We start from the raw sequence: 24642 nt of genomic DNA, 5'->3' as shown, positions 1-24642 counted from the left end.
ATTACCTAATTTCGTTCGAAATATCCGATTGTTCCATAAGGTTTGTCGGGATCTTTACCGATAAGTTCTCACAGGAGCCATCGGTATGTTTATGAAAACGAGTAAACAAAAGGGTAACGCTATTCTGCAGGTGCTTACCGCCATCGCGGTGATGAGCATAAGTTTCTATTTCCTGTCTGCGTACGTTATCTCTCAAAGAAGACAAGTAGTTAAAACCAAAAACGTAGTGAATCTTAAATTCGCAGTGAACAGTGCGATGGACTATGTGGTGTTTGGTATCCGTCAAAAGTACTGCTTTGATAACGGATCCCTTTTGCAGAACACCACAAGTTGTGATTGGAACAATGCGGGTAACGTCGAACGTTTGGTGATGTCAGATGAGCAGTTGGCTTCCTTAAAGGGAATGGTCGCAGCTGGTGCTAACATTGGTCCTCATGATTCGAATTTGGATAAATTGCGTCTTGATTCCATTGACATGACGTTGAACTTCCCTGTGTCGTCAGCCCATCCGCTATTCCCTGTGGTAAATAATCTTAAACGTGTGGTCGATGAACAGACGGGTAAAGAAATTCCTGTTCAAGGTATTCGTATGTACCTCACTCGTCCTCCAAATGCGGGTTATCTGCCTAAAGCAGGTCGTGAAGTTTATATCTCTGCACAAATTTCTCTGATAGATAAAAATAAAACTGTAATTCAAATCGGAAGCTCACCGCTTGAAGTGCGTGCGCAAATCGCGATCTATCCCCGTGAGTTAGGTTCTTTTGCTCTGGTACTTCCAGGGGATCTTCGTATGGATCGCTCGTGGGATGCGGTTCCTCCAAAAAATGGCGATGTGATTTTCCATAAATTTGCGAATAAAGCGACGATGGGCACAAGCCCTGGAATGATTTTCACCAGCCCCGTTTTCGTTAACGGGAATATCAATTTACCAGTGGACAGTGGCAATGCCTCGAACTCCAACTATGCCGGTGTGACCTTTGCGGATCGCGTATACATGGGAAATGGTTGGATTTTAAAACCTGACAATTCACCTTATAATCCTCCAACACAGGGGGCACTTCCTGACCGTTACTGGTCAGATTCTCGCGTATTTGGTGGCTTCTTAAGAGGTATCGAAAACGACGGGATGCGTGACTTGGGTCTTGATGTGATGTCGGGTACGGCGAGTGGTTCATCTGGTACCGAGTTCGACCTTAATAAAATTTGTGCCGAACTTAATCAAAAAAGTACTCAGCTAGACTCGATGGAGCAATCCAATATTAAAGCGACGCCGGGAAGCAACCCTGACGATCCTTACCGCGTGGTTCTTACGAACTACAACACTTTCTATGCCCAAAAAAATCAGTTGCCCGCTCCCGTTACGACAGGGGATTGGAGCACTGGTAAGTGGTCAGTTGATAATAAAAACAAACTGACTGGCGCAATCATGAATGTAGAAGTCTCCTATGGTTCTGGGTCTAACGCTCGTTCGTTTAGCGTGGATTTGGTTAAAGACGGTAACGTGACCGTTTATCCGCCAGTATTAAATCCTTCACGAAAAACCGCTATAGAGAATAATCTTAAGCAAGCGCAAAAAGATTATAATGATGCTAAAAATTCAGATACTACGAACACAGATAATTTAACCAAACTTAAAAAGAAATTAAACACAGCTGAGTCAGAACTGGATGTTTTGGAAGACCAATTGGCGGAAGAGCAGGCAAAACCAGTAGAAGTTATTGTGTCGCCATCGCCATCTCCTACTGCGACAGCGACAGTTTCTCCGAGCCCTACGGCGACAGCTTCGGCATCTCCAACTGCTACGGCCACAGCGTCACCAACAGCAACAGCAACAGCTTCGGCGTCGCCCACAGCTACGGCTTCGGCTTCACCTACAGCTACGGCGACCGCTTCAGCTTCTCCAACAGTTTCACCAACGGCGACACCTCCTCCAGGGGGTTATCAGGACGCGGATACCATTAAAGATTTGAAGGCTAAAATCACAACTAAGAAAGCTGAGATCACTGATTTGAATAATCAAATAAGTGCAGCGAATTCCAGTGGGACTAACTATACGAATGCTATGAAGGATGCACAGGCCAATATCAATAAATATACTGATCAACTAAATGCCTATATCGCATTGGAGAAAAATCCTCCTTCGTTTGAAATTGATTTGGATAAAGCATACAGCTGGACTGGGAAAGAATATAAAGACCGTCTGGATGTCGTGATTGATATCAACAATCCTATGTATCTGGTGAACAGTCTTGGCGAGCGTATTTATGATTTCTCTATTCGCCTAAAAGGCTACGATGGGACTTACTATAATAGTATCCCGATCCGTTCGACTGCGGACCCAGCCCATTTGCGTGGTTATTTGAATTACAAAATCGGTTCAACGGGTAATATCACTCGTCCAACCGGTCTCTCATCGACAGCTTCGACGGGTGTCACTTCGGACGAAACGGCAGATATGGCCGCGAAGTGCGAAGACTATTATAATATGATTAACTCCCAGTCTTTCGGAGCAGCGAACTGGGGTGTGAGCTTCTCTCCTGGAACTAGAAAATCCTGGAATTTCGCTGGTGACTTAAATGCGACAGCGGCAGATCCAGTGGTGCCAAGCCGAACATGGTCCATGGATGATCAGGACTTCTATGTTCGCTCGATCGTTAAAGATTGTGTGATCACGCCGAAGGCCAACTTTGTTGCGGGATTCTATACTTGTGACAACTTGACGATCCAGGGTGGTCGTACGAAGCCTTTGAGAATCATTGGTACCTTTATTATTGGTAAAACTTTGAAAATCGATGAACAAGCGATTCGTACCGGTATCTCTTGGAGCAGTATCTACTATCCTCAGGCGACCCAAGAACTGAGAGAGCGTGGAATCCTGCATCCATTGTCAGAGCCTTCAAGTAAAACGAAATGCGATAGTTTGCCATCGCCAATTTGGCATCCAATGCCATCGATCCAAGAAACCGCAGATCGTATGGCTTGTAACGTGATCAGTTTACGCGCGAAAGCAGATCCATTTAAGTGGACGGCAGTGGATCCGGATTGTGGTATCCCAGTCGGGGCGACGCAAACCGTGCCGACTTGTAAGCGTCGTATTTACCATTACTTCGTTGTCGAGCAGTCTAGGGAAGGTTCAGGACTATGATTAAAAAATCACTCCTTCAACAATCTAAAGGTCAATCCATCGTCGAAGCGCTGGTCGCTTTGGGCTTGATCTCTGTGATCGGTTTGGCTTTCACCGGTGGCTTAGTGCAGTTACGCAATACTTCGAAATCAAGTTTGCTGGCTTCTGCAACCGATCGTCAGGTGTCAGATATTTCTGAAAATATCAAAGCCGGGGTCCAAGATTATCAAGTGAATTTTGACTACGATCCTTCACAGATCGATACATACCTGGCGTTGGATAAACTGCCAATGTCTTGGGATGTCGGCAAAGTCGCAGCGAAAGGGCAATGCGATACTTGTCAGGGAACTTATGGTTATTTGATTCAGCCCTATGAAAAATACCGTGGTCTTTATCTGGTAACTTTGCGTATGACTCATAAAAGTTGGTTGCCTGAAAAATTTAGAGACTACACATTCGTGGTGAGTGCAAAATGATGATTCGAAATCAAAAGGGTTTATCATTAGCAGAACTTCTGGTTGGGATAGGATTATCCGCGGTGGTCATTTCTGTTGTGGTGGCCGTGCAAGTTCAAATCACGAAAGAACAATCAAAACTCACAAGACAGTTGGACGATTCCATCGACCAAAATCTTGCCGAGCGTATTACATTTAAAAATCTGAATGGGGTGGAAGCATCCTATAACAATATCGTGGTGAAAGACGATAACGGGAATAACTTTTACGATTACTATCCAGATATCACCGAGAATATTTTGACCGGTAAGACCGATCGCGATTTCACGCTGATCTGGTCCGGCAAGAAGGCTTTCTATGTAGTCACTCAAGATGCAGGAGCAGGGCCGCTTTTAACGTACGACCCCGTTTGGGCCTATATCATTGGTACTGATCCAGGAGATCCAAATAAGCCTGCATCTTTGACTTTCAGTCCTGCGAATAACAGAAAATGGATTTCTAATGCTGCCAACGGGGGACGCCCAGGGTTCTGGAGAGATGGAAATTTATTGATGTACGATACTCCAAGTCGCATTCGTCCTGCACCTGGTGGCGTGATTGATATGAAAGTTCCACCACGCAGCCCGATTTATGTCGGGTCCGTTTCGTCAGCCGCGGGGGATGCGTTGCAAGGGTTAACAAGTGAAGCAGCGAACCTGTTTAAGAACACTCAACCTTATAATGGAAAAGTGATCGACAGCTTGGACACCTTCCTTCGTACACTTCCATCTGTGGGTGGGGGACAAACGATCGTTCGTACCAGAGTTATTAAAATCGCGAAGTACTATGTGGAATTGGATGACAAGAAAAAGGCCAGCGAGTATCGAACGACGCCTTTGAATCTCTATGTCACGGAATACCGCAACGGCGGTTGGGAAAAACCGACATTACTCGCTGACGGCGTGGAAAAAATGATTTTCCGCCGCGACTCGGTTTTGAAAAGAATGATTTATTTTAAAATTTATAAAGCAGAGCGATTAGACGGACAAAACTAATTGCTGCTTTAGGGGGACGTTATGAAAACAATAGCTATTTTGGGAGGCGCGCTGGTCTTGTTGACTTCCAGCGCTTGGGCAGACCAAAACAATGTTGTGACAGTCAGTAAGGACGTGCCAATGGCGGTGAACTCGGTCAGTGCCGGGGAATCTGTCGTGGGTGCACCGGCTTCTGGTACCGTCACACGTTCGGGTCGCGAGACGATGACAGTTCGTCTGGTGAATTCGTGCTTTGGTACGAATCTTCGAGCGGTGACGAATCCACTGGCGAAAAGTTCATTGATCACGGCGGATTTAAATATCCTGGTCGGAGCAACGAACTATAACCTGGGTGTCGAATATCCTGCGGTTATCGTAACCCCTGAGGGTACGGGTAACGTGGGGACGGGTGCCATTGGAAATATTAAAGCTTCCAAGGTCCGAATGACTCCTGCAGGCGGTACCGCTGCTGTGTACGGGAATATCGTTGAATTTAAAACGAAAATTCCCACAGGCGTGACAGTAGATAATCAGGCAAACATCTCCGTTTCAAAATCCAATGTTTCATTGGGGAATATGAGTTTTGAACAAGAGATCTTGGATTGTAAAACGGGCCCAGTCTTCGGGGACTATGGTTGGTCATCAAAAATGCCAACCTACGGTTGCGGCGACTTCATGGGTAAGGACGGGACGGTCACTGCCACAATCGGCGGTTTTAACGTTTCCCCAGATCGCTCAACAGTCGAAATCTTTATCAGCTTCCCGGGAGAAACAGGTTTCTGCGGTGGTTACTGGTCACCTCTGATGGTGTTCTTTGATGACAACTTGCCGACGTTTGAGAATGTCAGCTCGTTCCCTCTGAACCCAGGTGGCAAGATCTATTGGCCGAATGCAAATCATCCAGGATTCTTCTTGGCGATTGACCGTGATAAAAATGGTTTGATCGATAAAAAAGACGAGCTGTTTGGTGACAACAACACGGCGATCAATGGTTTTGAATCTTTAAAGAAATTCGATTCCAACAAAGACGGCGTGATTGATGCCAAAGACAAAGCATTTAAACGCTTGGTTCTTTGGAAAGACATCAACGGTGACGGTGTTTCGCAAAAAGGTGAAATGACGAAGGCCGCATTGAAGCTCGATAAAATTTCATTGAACTATGAAAACTACGAGGAAGCTCGCGGTAAAAACGCTGAGATCCGTCAGCGTGCGAAGTTCTGGTATACCGATGCCAAGGGTAAAAAGAAAACCGGAAACGTATACGATATTTGGTTTGCACCTTATATCCAAACTAACCTGGCAGACAGTAAATAACTATTTCGTGTTCAGTAAGTCCTGAATCGTTTTCTCTAAAGCCTGTGCTTTCTTAGCGTCAAAGCCGCGAACGAAAGTCACAGGCTTTGTGTTTTTATCAAAGACAAAAACTGTGGGAATCGCCACGACATCAAAGGAATTCATAAACTTTCGCTCTTGATCGACAAAGACAGGAAAGGGATAGGGCGATTTCTTTAGATAAGCATCGCGCTCTTTTTCATTGTCATCTTCATTCACCGCTAAAACCACTAGACCTTGTTTTTTATACTTCTTATAAAGAGCAGAGTAGTGCGGAAGTGCCTCTTTGCAGGGTTCACACCATGTGGCCCAGAAATCCACCAGAACCACTTTGCCTTTAAGGTCTTCGTAGCGAACCTTGTGTTCGTTAATCGAATTTCCAGGAAGCCTAGTAAATGAAATATTTAAAGCTGGATTAGCTGCGAAAACTTGAAGGGAAAAAAAAGAACAGAAAATCAGGGCCCAGGCACGTAACATAAAACTTTAATCCATTTTGTTAAGGTACTTAAGAAGCAAATCGCGGCCACGCATTTTCGCCTTTAAGATTGAAAGAAAAATAAAGACGCCACCGGTTTTGCGATCCAGGAAAATAATTTCGCGAGGGGGAGTCCTAAACGAGAACTGTCTCGCAATCTGGAAAACTTTCTTTGATAGACGCTGCGGAAGATCCGTATTTTTCCAGTCATAGTTACCCTGTTGGTCAATAACACCCAAGGTATTGCGTGGATCATTAAATTCGATAAAAGGCTCGACCGTCTCAAAGCAGAAAGCTTCAAATACAGATTTTAATTCAGCACTGTCGCCTTCTTTGATAAAGCCCAGTTTTAATGCGGCTTCGGTAAACATCGCACGGTCATTGAACAAAGATCCTTTCACCATTTGGCGATAAGGAATCAAAAACGGCGCACTGTAGACGCGAGTCGCACCGAAATCCAAAAGAATCAGCTGATCGTGACCTTGGGGATCAATGCGAATGCGATAATTGCCGCTATGGGGATCGGTTTGAACAACACCCCAATCAAAAATTTCTTTGAAATACAAATCCAGGAAATTCGTCGCCAGGCGATTGCGACGTTCTTGAGGCAAAGATTGAATGACGGGATCATCCGCGCGAAGACCACGCTCAAATGAAGTCGCTAAAATCTTCGGCCCTGAAAACTCACGGAATACTTTAGGAACGACAAAGCGTTTATCTCCATCTAGACGTCGGTGGTAATCTTCTGTGGCATCGGCCTCTTGAAGATAGTCCGTTTCCTGTAACAGCATCTCGCGAATCTCTGCAAACAAAGAATCTGTATTAAAGTCCTTAGGAATCAGCTTTAAAGTGGAAAGCAATGTTTTGATCGCGCGCAAATCACTATCAATGGCCTTGTCGACGTTCGGATATTGAATTTTTAAAACGATCAGTTCACCGGTGGCTTTGATTTTTGCACGGTGAACTTGCCCCATGGATGCCGACGCTAATGCTTCTTTTTCAATTTCAAGCAGAGCTAGCTTTTCTGGGGGTAAAAGTTCTTTCAGGCGTTTTTCAATCGCCGTCCAATTCAAGGAAGGGGAATCAGACTGCAGAGATTTTAAAAACTCATTCGCCTCTGGTGGCAGAAAGTGCTCCCCATACATGGACAGCATTTGGCCAGCCTTCATCAAGCTTCCCTTAAGCTGTCCAAGTTCGGCGCTGATATTCGAAGCTTGCGCTTCTAAAAGTTTTTTCCAGTTCGCTTCCTTGAATTCTTTTGATTTTAATACCGTCGTGACTCCATGCTGGGCGACGGAAGCACCGGTTTGCAGGGTGAGTTTTGCAATAGAAAGGCCGCGAGAGAAAACCGAAGACTTGATTTTATGAAGCCCTTGATCTTCTTTCTTGGGTGCTTGCGCATCGCCGTTTTGTTTTTTAGCAGACTTTTTCTCATCCATGCTTCAAAATTTTACCCACAACTTGATCAATGTTAAACCCTTAAATGTCCACGCACCGCATGAGTATGTCGTTGGACAAAAAAGGACCCCATGGTTATTTTCTGGTTCCGCCGTGATTTAAGGTTGAATGACAACGCAGGCCTCTTTCATGCCTTAAAAGAGAGCAACGCCGTTCAGCCCCTCTTTATTTTTGATACCGATATCCTAGATAAACTTGAGGATAAATCCGACCCGCGGGTCTCGTTTATCTACGACACAATCGCCGGGCTTAAAGCATCCCTTCAAAAAGCGGGCTCAGATCTTTGGGTGCGCCACGGAAAACCACAAGCGATCTTTCAAGAACTTTTCGCTAATAATAAAATCACCGCGATTTACACAAACGGCGATTATGAGCCCTATGCTCGTAAAAGAGATAAAGAAATTGAGAAGCTGGCAAAATTCGTTGGAGCCGATTTTAAAACGTTTAAGGATCAGACGCTTTTCGAAAAAGACGAGATTTTAACCACTCAGGGAAAGCCGTATACAGTCTATACGCCGTACAAAAACAACGTTTTAAAAACGCTGACACCTTTTCATTTAAAATCCTATCCCAATGAAAAGTACAAAGCTTCGTACGCGAAAGTTAAGTCCCCGGAAAAAATACTTGCTTTAAAAGAACTGGGATTTAATAGAACCGGCCTTGTGTTTCCCCCTTTAAAAATCTCTGCTAATACTTTGAAAAACTATGCAAAAACCAGAGATCTCCCGGCTATTGAGGGGGGGACTTCGCATTTAGGAATGCATTTAAGGTTTGGCACAGTCAGTATTCGCGAGCTCGCACGGGAAGGGAATAAGTACTCTCCTATCTGGTTGAGTGAATTGATCTGGCGAGATTTTTTCATGCAGATTCTGTGGCACTTTCCAGAAGTCGAAAAGCGCAGCTTTCGTCCTGAATATGACAAAATCGCGTGGCGCACATCCAAAGCTGACTTCAAAAAATGGAGTGAGGGGCAAACCGGTTATCCACTCGTGGATGCGGGAATGCGTGAGCTGAACGCCACTGGTTTTATGCACAATCGTGTGCGAATGGTGGTTGCAAGTTTTCTTTGTAAGCACCTCTTGATTCATTGGTTAGAAGGGGAGCGATACTTCGCGAAAAAACTTTTGGATTATGATTTAGCTGCCAACAATGGCAACTGGCAGTGGGCTGCGGGATCAGGTTGCGATGCGGCTCCGTATTTCCGTATTTTTAACCCAGAAACCCAAGCGAAGAAATTTGATCCTGACAACGAGTATATAAAAAAATGGGTGCCGGAATTTGAATCCGAACAGTATGCTAAACCCATGATAGATCACGCGGAAGCCCGCGGTCGTTGTCTGCAGGAATTTACGAAAGCTCTTAAAAAGTAAAGGACGTGCCCAGTGAAAATATTAATGACCGGTGCGACGGGTTTAATTGGTAAAGAACTCGGTAAAAAGCTCGCAAGTGAAGGACACGAGATAACAGTGATCAGTCGCAGCCTTGCAAAAGCCCGCGAAGTACTCCCGTTTCCCTGCGAAGTTATCGTGGGTGATTTGGTCCAGGGCAGAATCGATGATAAACGTCTGGAACATATCGAAGCGGTGATCAATCTCGTAGGTGAACCCGTGATTGGCATGCGCTGGACCGAAGATAAGAAAAAAGCTATTTACCAGTCGCGGGTGGTTGCGACAGAAAATTTGATTAAAAGCCTTCCCCAAGATCTTCGCGTTTTTGTGGCCGGAGCGGCAATCGGTTATTACGGCAGTTGTGGGGATATGATTTTAAAGGAAGATCATCCCGCAGGCATGGATTTCTTAAGCGAAGTCTGTAAAGATTGGGAGCGCGCTGCCAGTCACGCGCCCGGCAGAAAAGTTTTTATTCGTACCAGTATCGTTCTTGCTAAACAAGGCGGCGCCTTAGAGGAAATGCTGTTCCCTTTCAGAGCCGGCGTGGGCGGTGTTTTAGGTGACGGAAAGCACTGGATGAGCTGGATTCATATCGATGACATCGTGGCCCTGTTTGCCGAAGCGTTAGTGAACAATAACTATGTGGGACCTATCAATGGCAGCACACCTCATCCGGTGACGAATCGCGAGTTTTCAAAAACCTTGGTAGAGTCTCTTGGGAAATCGTTGGGACCCGCTGTTCCTCCTTTAGCGCTTAAAGCTCTTTTTGGTGAAGCTGCTGAAGTAGTCTTATCCTCCATTCGCGGCAGCGCTGAAAAAGCTATGGGCTTGGGTTTTTCATTCCAGTATCCGACACTTCGCAGTGCTCTGGATGAGATTTGCGCTCCGTACAAAGAGGGTGAAGAGATTTTTTATTCCGAGCAATTCATTCCGCAGCCTCCTGAAGAAATTTTCCATTTCTTTAAGGATCCAGGAAATTTAGAAACGATCACACCTCCAAGTCTCAGATTTCAAATAGAGTCGGTTTCAACCCCAGAAATCGAGCAAGGCACGATCATTGATTATAAATTAAAAATCCGTGGATTCCCGGCTAAATGGAAAACCGAAATTGACGAATGGAAACCACCGTTTCGTTTCGTCGACAATCAAACCAAGGGGCCTTACCAATTGTGGCACCATACTCACGAATTTAGACCCTTTTTAGGCGGAACGTTAATGGTGGATCGCGTGCGCTACCGTCTTCCCTTGGGATATGTGGGGTGGTTGGCAGCAAGTAAGTTTGTCAGAAAAGACGTGGAGGAGATTTTCAAATTCCGCCGCAGTTACATCTCACGGATGGATACGCCGAGAAAGCCTTAACGAAAATAAAAAAGCCACCTCAAAAAAGGTGGCTTTTTATTTTATACGGTCGCCTCAAGTGGAATAAATTTAAATTGCGTCACATCAACCAAGCCCTTGTCGGTTAGTTTCAATGTCGGAATCACCGGTAACGCCAAAAATGCCATCTGAATAAAAGGCTCTTCTAAAACCACACCTTGATTCTTAAAGGCGACCTTTAACTTTTCAATGCCAGCTTTGATTTCTTCGGCACTTTGTAAACTTAATAGACCCGCAATCGGTAACTCTACGGAAGCCACGACTTGCCCCTTATCAGCAACAACAAAGCCGCCGCCAGTTCGAATGATTTCATTTACAGCGACACACATATCTGAAAGATTTGTTCCGATGACCATAATGTTGTGAGAGTCATGGGCCACTGAACTTGCAAGAGCTCCAGATTTTAAACCTGTACCCTTCACAAAACCCAAGCCCGGAGGCAGGTTCTGGCCATAGCGTTCAATATTTGCCATATACAAAATATCATCTTGATCAAAGCTCGCACCGTCGAAATGACACTTTAAGTGCTTCGTGATGATCTCATTTTGCACAATCTCAATAACGTTATAGAGGCCATTGCTAACAGGATAATTTAAATCACTCTCCTGAAGCGCTGAGCGTTTGATCGTGTTTTCCATCGGAGGATTTGAGGCTTTCAGTTTTGCTGGGACCTCGTCGTGCAAATGAAGCTCAGAAACAAATCTTCCGCCGATCATCACGTCCTTGATTTTCACTTGAGAAAGATCACTTAAAAGAACGAGGTCCGCTTTTTTGCCCGGAGCCACAAGTCCCAGACGCTTCAAACCAAAGTGCTTCGCTGCGGAATACGTCGCTAAACGGTAGGCCACATGAACTGGCACCTTGTGAGTGTTGATAAGTTCTTTAATGATGTAGTTTATATGACCTTCATGTGCGATCTCAAAGGGATTGCGATCATCGGTGCAAAGCAGACACTGCGGAGAAGAAAAATCACTCACCAAAGGCGCCAAAGTTTTTAAATTCTTAGCGACACTTCCTTCGCGAATGATAAGTCCCATGCCTTTTTGCAGTTTTTCGCGGCCTTCTTCAATGGTCACAGTCTCGTGGCAATTCTGAATTCCTGCCAGCAAATAAGCATTCAAAGCTTTTCCACGCAAAAGGGGAGCATGGCCATCCAGGTTTAAATCAGAAAAGGCTTCGACCTTGTCTAGGACATCATTATCAGCATTGATCACACCTGGAAAATTCATCATCTCGGCCAGTCCCAAAACCGCCGGATGATCTTTAAGATGCTTCATCTCACTTAAAGTAAAATCAGATCCCGTTGTCTCAAATCCAGGTAAGGCGGGAACGCAGGAAGACATCTGGACAAAAAGATTTTGCTTTGTCAGTTCCGCACATCTTAAAAACCATTCAAATCCTCGAGCGCCCAGAACATTTGTAATCTCATGCGGATCACAGATCGCCGTCGTTGTTCCCAATGGCAACGTTGCCGCCTCAAATTCAAAAGGCGACATCATGGAAGATTCGATATGCAAATGGCCATCGATAAAGCCAGGAGTGATAAAGGCCCCACCGCCATCAATCACACGCTTAGCCTTGGCATCCTGATAATCCAGTCCTACGCCAACAATGTATTCACCGCCAATAGCTACAGCACTCGGATAAGTGTCACCCGTGATCACATCCAGGATTTGGATGTTACGAATAAGGACATCCAAAATTTCATCACCGCGGGCCTGGGCCAGTCGTGTCGGTAATTCAGTACGAGAGATATTTTGCGTTCTTTTATTTTGCAAAGACACGGGGAGGGAACTCCTAATTTTTAGAATTTAAAATAGAATCTCTGGTTCTTAAAATCTGCGCGACAATGCTAAAGGAAATTTCTGCAGGATTATTACCACCAAAAGTTTCTCCCATTGGACAGTGAAAATCTTTAAGCAAACCTTCAGAAACGCCCGCAGCCAACAAATCACTTTCCAGGCGCTTGCGCTTTTGATCACTGCCCACATTTCCCACATAGCTAAAGCGGCGGCGATTTTTCATAACTTCAACCAAGACCGGCAAATCCGAAGAATGCCCCATGGTCATAAGTGTTACATAAGAGTTCTCCGGCAGTTTTGCCACTTCGTCAGAAAGCCTATCGGTCACAACGGTTTTTAATTTCGGCGACGAGGGCAGACGAGAAATCCATTCCTCGCGCTGGTCAAAGCAAGTGACCTGGCAATCCAGAAATAAAAGCATACGCACGAATTCCTGAGCAATATGACCTGCTCCAAAAACCGCGATATGAAAAGGGTTTTGAGATTTATGAAGTTCAAAAAAGAAACTCACCACTCCACCACAAGTCATGCCGATGTCTTTTTGTAAGTTCCAATCCACGAAGTGATTCTTATGATCCTCGCGAATCATGCGCTGAGCTTCTTTGATGGCCGCCGCTTCCACTTTGCCGCCACCCACAGTACCGAACTCCAGGCCCTCAAGACTGATCAAAGCCTTTGCTCCCACATCCTGAGGAGCAGAACCAATTTGTTTCACCATGGTGACGGCGACAAAATTTTTCCCGGCCTCTTGCAGTTTTTTATAAGCGCTTAAGAAGGATTCAAAATTAGGCCCGGTCATAGCGCGAAAGCTCCATCAAAACCACCTCAGGAGTGGCCGGCGAAATGATCTGCGGAATTTTCCCTTGTGCTTTATAGCGAAGGGCATCCTTGATCGCAGTCCAAGCACTGATTCCCAATAAGAACGGCGGTTCGCCAACGGCTTTAGAGCCATGAACGTTTGCGGTGTTTCCGGTGTTTTCAATGAATTCCACATTGAACACGCGAGGCGTGTCTTGCACATTCGGAATTTTATAGGTCGTCGGCGAGTGGCTTAAAAGTTTGCCTTCTTTGTTGTGGTAAAGCTTTTCAGAAGTCACCCAACCCATGCCTTGCACAAAGGCGCCCGTCACTTGCCCGCGATCAATGCCAGGATTTAAAGGTCTCCCTAAATCCATCAGGATATCTGTGCGAAGCATTTTATATTCACCGGTATAAGTATCGATCTCAACTTCTGTCGCAGCGACGCCGTTGGTGAAATATTTAAAAGGCGTTCCTTTACCCGTGGCTTTCGAATAACCCAATCCCTCAGTTTTAAAGTGAGCGTACTCACCAAGACTGACGCGGTTAAAATAAGCTTTCAAAAGTAAATCAACCCATGAAAGCTGAACCTTTGTTGGCAAATGAGTGACCATGCTATCTTTAAATTCAAATTCATCAAATTTAAGAGCCGCCTCATCAAAAGCCGGGCATTCGGCGACATCATCCATCGGTACCTTTGCAAGGACTTGCTGGAAAACCCAAGCTAAACGCTTACGGATCCCCATGGCCGCTTTCAAAGCTGCTGCGCCGTTGATGTCAGCACCACTCGATGCGGCGGTTGGCGACGTATTGTGGTTTTTCTCAGTCGAGGTTGCCATCACGCGCACTTGCTCAGCCGGAATACCAAAGCAGTGAGCCACGATTTGTTGGATTTTGGTATTCACACCTTGCCCCATTTCCGTGGCACCCGTTGAAACTTGCACAGTTCCATCTTTATGCACATTCACGGAAGCGTTTCCTTGATTTAAAAAGCGCGCCGTAAAGGCAATACCAAACTTAGTTGCAGAAACCGAAAGACCACGGATTTTTCCTTGGGAGTTTTTATTGAATTCATCAATCGCAAGCCTGCGCTGATCATAATCACTGTCTTTACGAAGGCGCGTGAACAAGTCCGTTAAAGGTGTGTTCTCGAGCTTTTGTCCATAGTGGGTGGTGTTTCGAGTGTGCTCTTGATAACAGTTTCTTTCGCGAATCAAAAGCGCGTCAATTTTTAAATAAGCCGCCATTTCCTCAATAATGCTCTCAATGGTCATCGTTCCTTGCGGACCACCGAAGCCACGGAAAGCAGTATTAGAGTACATGTTAGTGCGAACCACATGCCCTTCAATAAAGGCATTCGGTAAGTAATAAGCACCATCAATGTGAAACAAAGCACGATCTAAAATGGAGCTTGAAAGATCGGCATAGGCCCCACCATCCGCATAAAGATGGCATTTAAGACCCAAGATCATACCTTGATCATCAAAGGCCACGTCCCAAAAGTTTTTAAAAGGATGACGTTTTCCAGTCATCGCCATGTCGTCGTCTTTTGATAAAATCAAACGAGCCGGGCGATTCATTTTCTGTGCAACTAAGGCGGCCATCGCAGCAAAGGGAGCCGCCTGACTTTCTTTACCGCCAAAGCCTCCGCCCATGCGTTTCACCACACAGACCACTTGATGTAGCGACAGACCCAAAGCTTCCGCCACTAAGTGCTGAGTTTCCGTGGGATGCTGTGAACTTGAATGAACTTCAATTTGGCCATCTTCTAACGGGTAGGCGATACAAGCTTGAGATTCTAAATAGAAATGTTCCTGGCCTCCGCACTCAAAAATTCCACTCAATCTATGGGGCGCTGAAGACATCGCTGCATCCACGTCACCACATTTCATGGGGCCTGCGTGATACATGAAATCTTTCTTTTCAATACCCGCATCAATCGTTAAAACAGCATCGGCTTTTTCAATATCAAAAGTAATTAGCTGACGGGCCTGCAAAAGCTGGTCATAGTTTGTTCCCACCAAAACCATGGCAGGCTCTTCGTAATAACCGATTTTGCTTTCAACCAAAATAGGCTGCTCAACGACGATCGTGCCCCACACGTTGTGATGCAGATCCTTTGCCGTGAAAGCCGCAAGAACTCCCGGAGCTTTTAAGGCTTTTTCATAGTGAATGGCCTTTAACGTTCCCGCTGCAGCCGGAACTCCGACTGGAAGAACTAAAACCTCTCCATGTTGCATCAGTCGATCATCAATGAAAACGCTGGTCCCACTCACATGACCGGTTGAAGAATCATGAGGAATGTTTTTTCCTATGGACATAAAACCTCCAACGGAGACGCCACTTCAGATTTCATTTCCTGGAAGCATTTTTTAAACAGATTCTCAGTCACTAAATGACGGTACTCTGCACTCGCACGCAAATCTGAAAGGGGCTTGATCGAACCCGAAGCCAAAACACCTGCCGCCGCAAAGGTCATTTCATTAAAAGCTTTTCCGACAAAGTGTGACTCAACCGCAAGCATGCGCACGACCGTGGGTCCCACACCACCAATGGCGACACGGGCTTCAGAAATTACAGCGTCCTCGAGTTTAATAACTATCGCACAAGTGACAGCTGAAATATCGAGATCCTTACGAAGGGAAACTTTAAAGTAACGGTGCAAGTAATCGCCTTTAAGTGCAGGAACAAAAATCCCCGTAGCGATTTCATCCTCGGCCTTATCAAAAACTTTATAGCCTTTATAATAGTCTTTGAGTTTCACAGTGCGGGCTCCACGGGCAGACTGCAATTGAATTTCCGCGTCCAGAACCATCAAAGCGGGGATGCTATCGCCAATCGGCGAACCATTCAGAATATTCCCCAACAAAGTTCCCTGATTTTTAATCTGCGGAGATGCAAAGATATGAAGAAGTCTTTTTAGTTCCGGATGGGATGATTTAACAAAATTCTCAACGTCGGTCAGTGAAGCCAATGCCCCAATTAAAATTCCATTTGCAGAGCCATTGACTGCATGGACTCCGGAAATTTTATTAAGGACTAATATCTCTTGCAAAGAAGTTTTGGCTTTATTAATCAAAACTCCCAAATCAGTTGCGCCGGCAACCAAGCGAACATGTTTTGAGGCAGCCTTAATCTGCAAAGCCTCAGTCAGGGTCGCAGGCATATAAAGCTTTTTATTTTCTGAAGTAATCTCCAGGCCCGTCCCAATTTCCGACTGAAAATGAGCAGTCAATGCAGAGGTCAAATAGCGAGTCGCCAAAGACTCCCATTTATTTAAATCCAAATTCGTCGCCGCTTTTAAAATCGGCTCATAACCCGTACAACGACATAAATTTCCAGTTAGATAATTACGGGCTTTCTTTTCAGTGACTTCCTGTTTTGAATCTTTGCAGTCCTCTGCAAGTTGCGCCATTGAGCACACCATGCCTGGCGTACAGAATCCGCACTGGCCACCATGGAACTCACGCATTTTATTTTGCACTTCACTTAAAGTCTCCGCATGCTTCATGCCCTCAACAGTCACGATGCAAGACAGATCAAAAAGATAAACCGGAGCGATACAAGAATTTATCGCTCGTAAAGGCGTCCAGCCATCTTGACGTAAAGTCGCCGTCACTACAGTGCAAGCTCCGCAGTCGCCTTCAGCACAAACGACTTTCGTTCCCGGCTGATGAAGAGTGTTACGCAAGAATTGAGCAAGGGGCTGAAAGGCCTCTTCGCCAGAGACTTTAATGGTCTTGCCATTGACGTTGACTATAAGATGATTTCTTTTTGCTATTTGACCCATCCTATAGGCGTCTCATGGATTTTGTGAGGTAGCAAGCAGTCTGAAGTATCTAACGTGGCAGAGCGTAAAGAAAAAGGCCCTCCATCGGAGAACCTTTTTTAAATTATTGCAATAGTGGGGACCAAGCCCAAATAAACTAGTGGCGAACGATATCTGTTGCAGTTTCCTTAGCCACTTCATTCAAGCAATCAGCAAAGAATTTGCAAACCATGAATAAGTGAATTTGCTCGTCTTGCTCAAGAGCCGGCTCCAGATCTGGAGACATAAAAAGCTCTTCGATCATATAGTTTACAAGCTCAGGTTGGCCTTCAGCTTTCGCACGCTCTTGGATTTGTGTGATCATCTCGTCGTTCATTTGCAGATAGGATTCCATTTCTGGTTCTGCTTTTTCAAAACGAGCCACCACTTCATCTTCAGTGATTGCGCGAAGTTTTTTATATTTTTCTTCAAAAGCGCGGTTCAAGATCAAAGCCATCATAAAACCCAAGTCTTGAGCGCTCTCAGACATGTCTTCGATGAATTCCATGAAAAAGCCACCCAAATCTGGTTGCACATCAAACAGGTGCTCAGACGCTTTTTCCAAATCTGCTTCAGTGGTCATGCCGCAGATCACGTCGATAGAATCTTGTACAACTTCAAATGGGATTTTTTCCATGCTATTCCTCTTACTTGTGTTTACTATGGCAAAGGATACAGGGGAGAACGGCTTGATGCAATTCATTAAGACAATGGTTACGATGCTAGTTACGACGCTAAGCTTCTGTCTTTTTCTATTCATTCCTTCTGGGGCAATGGCCGCAGAAGTGGCTGCCGAGGACTTATTCACTCACAAAATACAGCCGCTTTTTGATAACCGCTGCCTGTCTTGTCACAGCTGTTTCAATGCCCCTTGTCAGCTGAATTTGCAAAATTTCGATGGTTTTGCCCGGGGAGCCAATAAATTAAACGTCTATGACGGCACTCGCAGCAAAAGTGTTGAGCCTTCAAGAATTTGGATTGATGCGAAATCCACGGAAGAGTGGCGCACCAAGGGCTTTTTTACCGTACATACTTCGATTCAGCCCGAGCAAAACGTCTTTTTCCAAATGCTGAATTTGCGAGCAATCAATACAGCTTCTGTTAAAGTGCAGGTTCACGAGAGCCAGGTGTGTGCTGCGAACATGGAGCAGTTTGAGGCGATGAAAAAGACGGAACCTCAGTTAGGAATGCCTTACGGTCTGCCAGCTCTTCACGAAGGTGAACTTGAGACGATCAAAACTTGGATTTCCAAGGGAGCACCGGGACCCAGTTTAGATGCCTATAAGAAAGCTCACGAAACTCCGGCGAAACTTCGTTCACAAGTGGAAATCTGGGAAAAATACTTCAATCAGAGCGAACTAAAACAAAAACTCGTCAGTCGTTATCTATTTGAGCATTTGTTTTTGGCGCACATTTATTTTCCTGAAGAACCGCGCTCCTTTTTCCGTTTGATTCGTTCTAAAAACGGTTGTGATAAGCCCGATGAAATTGCCACGCGCAGACCCAATGATGATCCGGGGCTTAAGAAATTCTATTACTGCCTGGTGAAATATCCGGGGACGATCGTTGCAAAAACGCATCTGCCTTACGAGTTTTCCCATCAGAAGCTCGCACGTTTAAAAGAGCTCTTTGATCAGAAATGGGACGTGCAAACCTTGCCATCCTACGAGCCCGGAGTTGCAGAAAATCCCTTCGTGGCCTTTCAAGATATTCCCGTTAAATCGCGATATCAATTTTTGTTGGACGATGCCCAGTACCATGTGGCGACCTTTATCAAGGGACCGGTTTGCAATGGCACCATGGCAGTAAATTCCATTCAAGAGCAGTTTTATACGTTCTTTTTAAATCCTGATTCCGACAATATGGTTTTATCCAAAGACTATGAAAAGCAAGCGGCACCGCTTTTGGCTTTGCCAGGGAAATTCGGCTCAGACGTGGAGTTTACTTCGGCTCCCATGGATTTAAAACGTATCACCGATCATCGTGAAGCCTACCGAATTCTGCGCAGTAAAGAGCTTATAAAAAATCGTCCAAACGGTTACACACTGAATGACATTTGGAATGGGGACGATAAAAACAATAACGCCGCCTTAACGATTTTCCGTCATGACCAAAATGCGGTGGTGATGAAGGGTGCCGTCGGAGATCTTTCCAAAACTGTTTTCGTTCTAGATTATCCGCTTTTCGAAAGACTGGTTTACAATCTCGTGGTGAATTTCGATGTTTTTGGAAATATCGGTCATCAACTTCTGACTCGAGTTTACATGGATATGATTCGTATGGAGGCCGAGGAACTGTTTTTAAGATTTCTCCCTCCTGAAGAGCGCCTGCAATACCGTCGCACGTGGTATCAAGGCATTCTTGCGAGCGCAAAGATGGAATATATTTTTCCACCGGTGGGAGCAGGTGAGCCAACAGGAGTTCGTTTCACTAAGGGCACGCAAACCAAACGTCAGATGGTAGAAAAAATCTTGTTCTATCGCATGAACGAAAAAGTCCGTGGTGATATTGATAATATCAACTGGAAAAAAGTCGTTCCTCCGCCGAGTTCAGATCTAAAGGTGAGCGCCATGGGTGTCGAAAAAGAATTTAGGAAAATTTCTTCGATCCCAGCGGTCAGCAGCACTCCCTTTGCACGCTATTTTCCGGATGTTGCCTTTATCTTGGTAAAGGGAAAACAAGAGTCGCGCGTCTATACTTTGATTCACAATAAAGAGCACGAAAATGTGTCCTGGATCACAGCGGAGTCTCTTCGTATGTCGCCCAAAGAAGACACGCTCACCGTTCATGAAGGCTATGGAGCTTATTATCCCAATATGATTTTCCAATTGGCAGAAAGTGAACTTCCAGCCTTCACCAGTCTCATCACCCGCATAAAAAATGAAGCGGGTTATGAAGCCTTGGTAGACAAGTGGGGAGTGCGCAGACAAAATCCAAATTTCTGGAGCGCCTACGACGAGCTGCAAAGACTGTACTTAGAAACAGATCGAGTGAACGCCGGCTCCATCGACCTCACAAGATACAGCCTCTAAAAAAGGTGCCAGGTCCTATTTACGTATGCGGTGCGAAATTACTGGCACTTAGAGCAAAGACCGAAAAAATCCAGACGGTGGGAGACTTGTTTGTAACCCATTTTTTCCACCATCTGAATGTGTTGATCCAAATCGCAGATGTGTAAAGGCTCAACACGCTGGCAATTGCGACAAATCACGTGATGATGGTGATGGCCCGATTCCAATGTCAGTTCAAAACGCGCGACTCCGTCGCCGAATTCCAAGCGGGAAACAAGCAGGGTTTCTTCAAATTTTTTTAAGATGCGGTAGATAGTGACCAGATCCACACCAGCGTCTTTACCGCCCAGTTTTTTAAAGATCTCGTCTGCAGAAATAGGCTCAGGATGATGCAAAAGAATTTTGAGCATCTGACTGCGCTGCTGGGTCAATTTCATACCCGCTTTGCGCACTCTTTCTTCAAGAGTATCGATATCGATATTTTTACGTTCCTGACTGCATTTATTCACCGGGCCAAGATAGCTGATTTGCGTCCACAAAGCCAGCCCGGTGTTGTGAATATACTTAGGTTTTCTTAGATCTCAGCACTGTCAGTGCGTTTAATGCGTAATAGGTGTAGCAGATGGCTGCAAAGACAGGAATAAAGAACAGGGCAAAGGGAATATAGGCGCAAAATCCAAGGATCAAGCCCATTCCAAACAGAGCTTTACCCTCGTTTTCTTCGATAATCTGGCGCTCTTCCTCACTGGCATAATCTTGTAAAACGTCATAGAGAAAAACTCTCTTGTTTAGCCACGAAGTCAGGCTTAAAGGCACTAAAACGGGTCCCATCGGCAAAAGCCACAACGGCAAAGTCACCGTGAACCAGAAAATGAAAAGCGCCGTCGCATAGAGGGTATTCCATAAGCTGCCAATAAAAGTTCCGCCACGTTTTTTCTCTAAATGAGGAAAATCTTTTTCAGCGATCCATTTTAAAGCGATCGGTAATACGAAAATCGAGACCAGGATCAGGGCGAGCAGAAAGCACGCAGGCACAAAAAGCAAGACCAGCAAAATCGCCGCGATTGCGTCGATGTATCCTTCGGCCCCCGTGAAATCATGAATCCATTGAAAGGGCCAAAGCCCTTGTAAGAATCCCTCAAGTCCCACGGTCCAGCTGCCCCAAAAGAAAAAGAAAACAGCAAAGACTGCAATGACGGCAAGAACTGGTGGCAGAAATGTTAGAAGCAAAAGGCGAGAGCTAAACAAAGATTCAAAAGACTGTCGGAAAGTTTTGATTATCTTGTGCATGAAAACATTTTTCCTCTTTTAAATTCAGCTTGCAAGTGTTTCAATGAGTCGATCATGAGAAAAACGATTTATCTTTTCAGACACGGGCAAACTGACTGGAATCTGGTGCGCAGACTCCAAGGACACTCCGATATTCCGTTGAATGACGAGGGTCGCAGGCAAGCGCAGTGCCTGCAAAATTTCTTTAGCGAAAACCCCGTTGAAATCATGGCGAGCAGTGATCTTTCACGTGCTCAGCAGACAGCAGCGATCGCAAATGAAAATCTCAATGCGCCCACTTTTTATTCAGAAAATTTCCGCGAAGTATTTTTAGGCGATGCGGAAGGCATGTCTCAAGACGAAATTCTTGCAAAACATGGCGAAGAAAACTGGAAACGTTGGACCTCTCATGAAACCAAGCATTTTGACTTTACATACCTAAATGGCGAATCAGGGACCGATGCCATCGAGCGCTTTAAAAAAGGGTTGCTTGAGTTTTGCGAAGGTGAAGAGTTCACAGTCGCAGGTCTTTGCACGCATGGCTTGATGCTAAAAAGATTTCTGCATTCACTTCGTCCTGACTTGCAGGAGCCCCTTCCGATTCCAAACTGCGTGGTTTACCGAATCGAATGGAGCCCGGAAGCGGGCTTTGAATTTAAGCCTTAAATTACTGCAGCCGTGGCAATCTCATCACGAAGGTGGTGTTTTTTTGCGTGCGATCCAGGAACAAACTTCCCTTGTGATTGGTCATGATTCCCGAAGAGATGCTGAGTCCTAATCCTGTGCCTTTACCAAGTTCCTTGGTGGTGAAGAAGGGTTGCATGATTTTTTCTGCGACTTCGTCTGGGATTCTAGGGCCGGAGTCCATCACTCTAATATCGATATAGTCGCCGTACTCAACGGCGTCCACGCGAATCCATTTTTCCTCTGATTTTTGAGACGCATCAAAGGAATTATTCAAAAGATTTAAAAGCACCTGCTCAACCTGAATAATCCGGCATTCAATCTCAAAGTCTTCATCAATCAGAGAGACTTCCAACTCAACGCCATAGTTGTAAAAACGGGTTTTACAAAACTCCAGAGTTTCTTCGACCAACGTTTTAACTGATACAAATTCGAAAGGATCCTGTTCCCCCTCGCGAGAGAAAGAACGCAATGACTTAATGATGCGAGCGATTTTATCCGCAGTCTTACTGATGCTTTCAGCGGCCTGTTTGATTTTTTCAGGATCTAATTTGCCCTGTTCAACCATTTGGGCCAACTGAAAAGAACGGGCCTGAATAACGGTGAGGGGGTTGTTGATTTCATGGGCAATACCCCCGGACATTTCTCCGAGTGCAGCCATTTTCGCCCCGGAAATCATTTTAGCCTGAGTCTCGGCAATTTGTTTTTCCGTTTGGATTTCCCGGGTCGAATCCCAGGCAACTCCGTAAAAGCGCGTTCCAATTTGCGATTCTTGTTTGCGTCCATACATGTTTATGTGATGAACAGAACCATCATCATGGCGTACTCGGTAGCGAATGAAAATTTCCGGATCGTTGCGGTTGTAGGCGTCCATGAACGCGGTATAAGAAGGTTCGCGATCTTCCGGTAAAACGCGTCTTCGGAAAGTTTCCAAAGGATCGTCATTGGGCTCTTCACCATGAAGTTCAAACATACGTTTATCCCAAACACCCATCGGGCCTACGGGATCATATTCAAACGTCGCCATTTTTGCTGCCGACAAGGAAAGATTCAATTTTTCCAAAGTTTGTGAAAGCTGTGATTCATGTGCTTTTTGATCATCAATCACCGCAGCAATTCCTACGACACTCGTAGGCACGCCGTTGCTATCGCGTTTAAAAATCGTGATGCGATCGTCGATCCAGTGATACTGACCCCAGACATCTTTAAAACGATACTCAAAGTGCATGACTTCGCCATCCACCATTTTGTTCAAAACATAATCACGGGATCTCTCGAGGGTTCCTAAATCGTCAGGATGCATGACGGTGGGCCAGTAATTTTGTCCCATGGCTTTGAGTTGCTCTTGCGTCCAACCAAAACGGCTCGCGACATTTTCGTTAAACCAGGCCATGGTTCCTGCCTGCAAATCAAACAAATACACCGCGCTCGGCAGGAATTCAAAAACCTGCTCCACAAGATTTTTTTGGTTCTTCAAAATTTCTTCAGCCATATTGCTTTAAATGATAGCTTGAACCTGTCGATAACGCAAAATGGCTAAATCATAATCAAACCTTAACAATACACAAAAAATACCCCGTGCTAGATTCCGTTCGAATGGGAAAGTGTATGAAATACCTTCAGTTACTATCAGCTTTGCTTATATTTGCAGCATCTTTGATTTTCAATGGGCAAGCACACGCTCAAGTGCCTGTGATTCGTATCGACGGATCCAGCACTGTGTTCCCAATCACTGAGGCCATGGCCGAGGAGTATCAAACTTCCAAGCGTGGTAAAGTTCGTGTGACTGTGGGCATCTCCGGCACGGGTGGCGGTTTCAAAAAGTTTTGCCGTGGTGAAACCGATATTCAAAATGCCTCTCGTCCTATTCAAACTGCTGAAATTGAAAAGTGCCGTGGTAAAGGGGTAGCATTCATTGAGCTTCCTATCGCGTATGATGCGACAGCCATTATCGTGAGTCCTAAAAATACTTGGCTTAAATCCATCACAGTCGAAGAACTAAAAAAAATGTGGCAACCGGCAGCCCAAGGCAAAGTGATGCTTTGGTCTGACGTGAATCCCGCATGGCCGAAAGAAAAAATGAAACTTTTCGGAGCAGGTTCCGACTCTGGTACTTTTGATTACTTCACTGAGGCCATCGTGGGTAAAGCCAAGGCTTCGCGTGGGGATTATACTGCGAGCGAAGATGACAACACGTTGGTGACAGGAGTCGCGAACGATGCAAATGCTCTTGGCTATTTGCCATTGGCCTATGCGGAAGAAAATAGCAACAAGCTTCGCATGGTTCCGGTTGTGGGCGGCCCTAAATCTCCCAAGAAAATGGAAGCCGTGATCCCAGCTCGAAAAACTGTCGAGACAGGGGAGTATTTCCCACTTTCAAGACCGGTTTTCATTTACGTAAATGCACAGTCTTTGGCGAAGCCAGAGATTTTGGAATTCGCTCATTTCTTCCTTCAAAAATGTTCAACCATTGTGCCAGAAGTTAAGTACGTGCCACTTCCAGCTTCCGCATACACGATCGGGCAAGATCATATCAAAATCAAAAAAGTGGGAACTGTTTTTGGTGGCCACTCCGAAATCGGGATCAAGATCGAAGACCTGATGAAGCGTGAAAGCGCACAGTAAGAAGCCACACCGTGAGTAAAAAA

Annotated in this window: 19 protein-coding genes; 9 read left to right on the top strand and 10 right to left on the bottom strand. The window is 45.3% G+C overall.

Annotation, left to right across the window (positions count from 1 at the left end; all coding sequences use genetic code 11):
- Positions 1–91: 91 nt before the first annotated feature.
- Genes ACLSU7_RS03590 through ACLSU7_RS03575 form a run of 4 tightly spaced genes read left to right on the top strand, consistent with a single transcriptional unit; the run spans position 92 to position 5906 of the window.
- Positions 92–3145 carry a hypothetical protein gene (locus tag ACLSU7_RS03590; protein ID WP_413294184.1) on the top strand — a complete coding sequence of 1018 codons (3054 nt, stop codon included), beginning with the start codon at positions 92–94 and terminating at the stop codon, positions 3143–3145.
- Positions 3142–3600 carry a type IV pilus modification PilV family protein gene (locus tag ACLSU7_RS03585; protein WP_413294183.1) on the top strand — a complete coding sequence of 153 codons (459 nt, stop codon included), beginning with the start codon at positions 3142–3144 and terminating at the stop codon, positions 3598–3600. The genes ACLSU7_RS03590 and ACLSU7_RS03585 overlap by 4 nt, the downstream gene beginning before the upstream one ends.
- Entirely contained in the window at positions 3597–4613 is a 1017-nt protein-coding gene (locus ACLSU7_RS03580) for a hypothetical protein (RefSeq protein WP_413294182.1), read from the top strand. Before ACLSU7_RS03585 ends, ACLSU7_RS03580 begins: the two co-directional genes overlap by 4 nt.
- Positions 4614–4634: 21 nt before the next feature.
- Complete coding sequence (locus tag ACLSU7_RS03575) at positions 4635–5906, top strand: EF-hand domain-containing protein (RefSeq protein WP_413294181.1); 1272 nt, start codon at positions 4635–4637, stop codon at positions 5904–5906.
- On the opposite strand, the gene ACLSU7_RS03570 is transcribed toward ACLSU7_RS03575, so the two are convergent.
- Together ACLSU7_RS03570 and ACLSU7_RS03565 are read right to left on the bottom strand one after the other, a co-directional pair.
- A complete protein-coding gene (locus ACLSU7_RS03570; RefSeq protein ID WP_413294180.1) occupies positions 5907–6401 on the bottom strand; it encodes a TlpA disulfide reductase family protein in 495 nt (164 codons plus the stop codon). It abuts the gene before it with no gap.
- 6 nt (positions 6402–6407) lie between these two features.
- Positions 6408–7838, bottom strand: a complete 1431-nt coding sequence (locus ACLSU7_RS03565; protein WP_413294179.1) for an ABC1 kinase family protein — start codon at positions 7836–7838, stop codon at positions 6408–6410.
- 90 nt (positions 7839–7928) lie between these two features.
- On the opposite strand from ACLSU7_RS03565, the gene ACLSU7_RS03560 reads away from it, so the two are divergent.
- Entirely contained in the window at positions 7929–9227 is a 1299-nt protein-coding gene (locus tag ACLSU7_RS03560; RefSeq protein ID WP_413294178.1) for a cryptochrome/photolyase family protein, read from the top strand.
- A 12-nt stretch (positions 9228–9239) separates the two neighbouring features.
- Positions 9240–10604: a TIGR01777 family oxidoreductase gene (locus ACLSU7_RS03555; RefSeq protein WP_413294177.1), complete on the top strand. Its 1365-nt coding sequence runs from the start codon at positions 9240–9242 to the stop codon at positions 10602–10604.
- Between the two features lie 41 nt (positions 10605–10645).
- Here the strand turns inward: ACLSU7_RS03555 and adeD are convergent, their stop codons facing one another.
- The 5 genes from adeD to ACLSU7_RS03530 all read right to left on the bottom strand — a co-directional run bounded on the left by adeD (position 10646) and on the right by ACLSU7_RS03530 (position 17667).
- Positions 10646–12406 (bottom strand): adenine deaminase, encoded by a 1761-nt coding sequence (gene adeD / locus ACLSU7_RS03550; RefSeq protein ID WP_413294176.1) that lies wholly within the window; start codon positions 12404–12406, stop codon positions 10646–10648.
- 13 nt (positions 12407–12419) lie between these two features.
- Positions 12420–13223, bottom strand: coding sequence for a xanthine dehydrogenase accessory protein XdhC (gene xdhC / locus ACLSU7_RS03545; RefSeq protein WP_413294175.1), 804 nt, complete (start codon positions 13221–13223; stop codon positions 12420–12422).
- A complete protein-coding gene (locus tag ACLSU7_RS03540) occupies positions 13210–15543 on the bottom strand; it encodes a xanthine dehydrogenase molybdopterin binding subunit (protein WP_413294174.1) in 2334 nt (777 codons plus the stop codon). Before ACLSU7_RS03540 ends, xdhC begins: the two co-directional genes overlap by 14 nt.
- Positions 15534–17012 carry a xanthine dehydrogenase small subunit gene (locus ACLSU7_RS03535; protein ID WP_413294173.1) on the bottom strand — a complete coding sequence of 493 codons (1479 nt, stop codon included), beginning with the start codon at positions 17010–17012 and terminating at the stop codon, positions 15534–15536. Before ACLSU7_RS03535 ends, ACLSU7_RS03540 begins: the two co-directional genes overlap by 10 nt.
- A 136-nt stretch (positions 17013–17148) precedes the next feature.
- Positions 17149–17667 (bottom strand): hypothetical protein, encoded by a 519-nt coding sequence (locus tag ACLSU7_RS03530; protein ID WP_413294172.1) that lies wholly within the window; start codon positions 17665–17667, stop codon positions 17149–17151.
- 55 nt (positions 17668–17722) lie between these two features.
- Here ACLSU7_RS03530 and ACLSU7_RS03525 point away from each other — a divergent pair, with 55 nt between their 5' ends.
- On the top strand, positions 17723–20062 hold the full coding sequence (locus tag ACLSU7_RS03525) for a fatty acid cis/trans isomerase (RefSeq protein ID WP_413294171.1): 2340 nt from the start codon (positions 17723–17725) through the stop codon (positions 20060–20062).
- Between the two features lie 38 nt (positions 20063–20100).
- Here ACLSU7_RS03525 and ACLSU7_RS03520 read toward each other — a convergent pair whose 3' ends face one another.
- Complete coding sequence (locus ACLSU7_RS03520) at positions 20101–20550, bottom strand: Fur family transcriptional regulator (RefSeq protein WP_413294170.1); 450 nt, start codon at positions 20548–20550, stop codon at positions 20101–20103.
- Between the two features lie 55 nt (positions 20551–20605).
- Positions 20606–21331: an EI24 domain-containing protein gene (locus ACLSU7_RS03515; RefSeq protein WP_413294169.1), complete on the bottom strand. Its 726-nt coding sequence runs from the start codon at positions 21329–21331 to the stop codon at positions 20606–20608.
- 54 nt (positions 21332–21385) lie between these two features.
- Between ACLSU7_RS03515 and ACLSU7_RS03510 the strand changes: the two genes are divergently transcribed.
- The gene (locus tag ACLSU7_RS03510; RefSeq protein WP_413294168.1) at positions 21386–21976 is read left to right on the top strand and encodes a histidine phosphatase family protein; all 591 of its coding nucleotides are present in this window, start codon (positions 21386–21388) and stop codon (positions 21974–21976) included.
- A gap of 1 nt (position 21977) precedes the next feature.
- Here ACLSU7_RS03510 and ACLSU7_RS03505 read toward each other — a convergent pair whose 3' ends face one another.
- Positions 21978–23486, bottom strand: coding sequence for a PAS domain-containing protein (locus ACLSU7_RS03505; protein ID WP_413294167.1), 1509 nt, complete (start codon positions 23484–23486; stop codon positions 21978–21980).
- A 116-nt stretch (positions 23487–23602) separates the two neighbouring features.
- Between ACLSU7_RS03505 and ACLSU7_RS03500 the strand changes: the two genes are divergently transcribed.
- The gene (locus ACLSU7_RS03500; RefSeq protein ID WP_413294166.1) at positions 23603–24619 is read left to right on the top strand and encodes a PstS family phosphate ABC transporter substrate-binding protein; all 1017 of its coding nucleotides are present in this window, start codon (positions 23603–23605) and stop codon (positions 24617–24619) included.
- The last annotated feature ends 23 nt before the right edge of the window (positions 24620–24642 follow it).

This window comes from Bdellovibrio sp. HCB185ZH (assembly GCF_047302455.1).
Lineage (GTDB): Bacteria > Bdellovibrionota > Bdellovibrionia > Bdellovibrionales > Bdellovibrionaceae > Bdellovibrio.
Note: the sequence above shows the minus strand (reverse complement) of the source record. Positions and strands in the feature narration are given on the sequence as shown.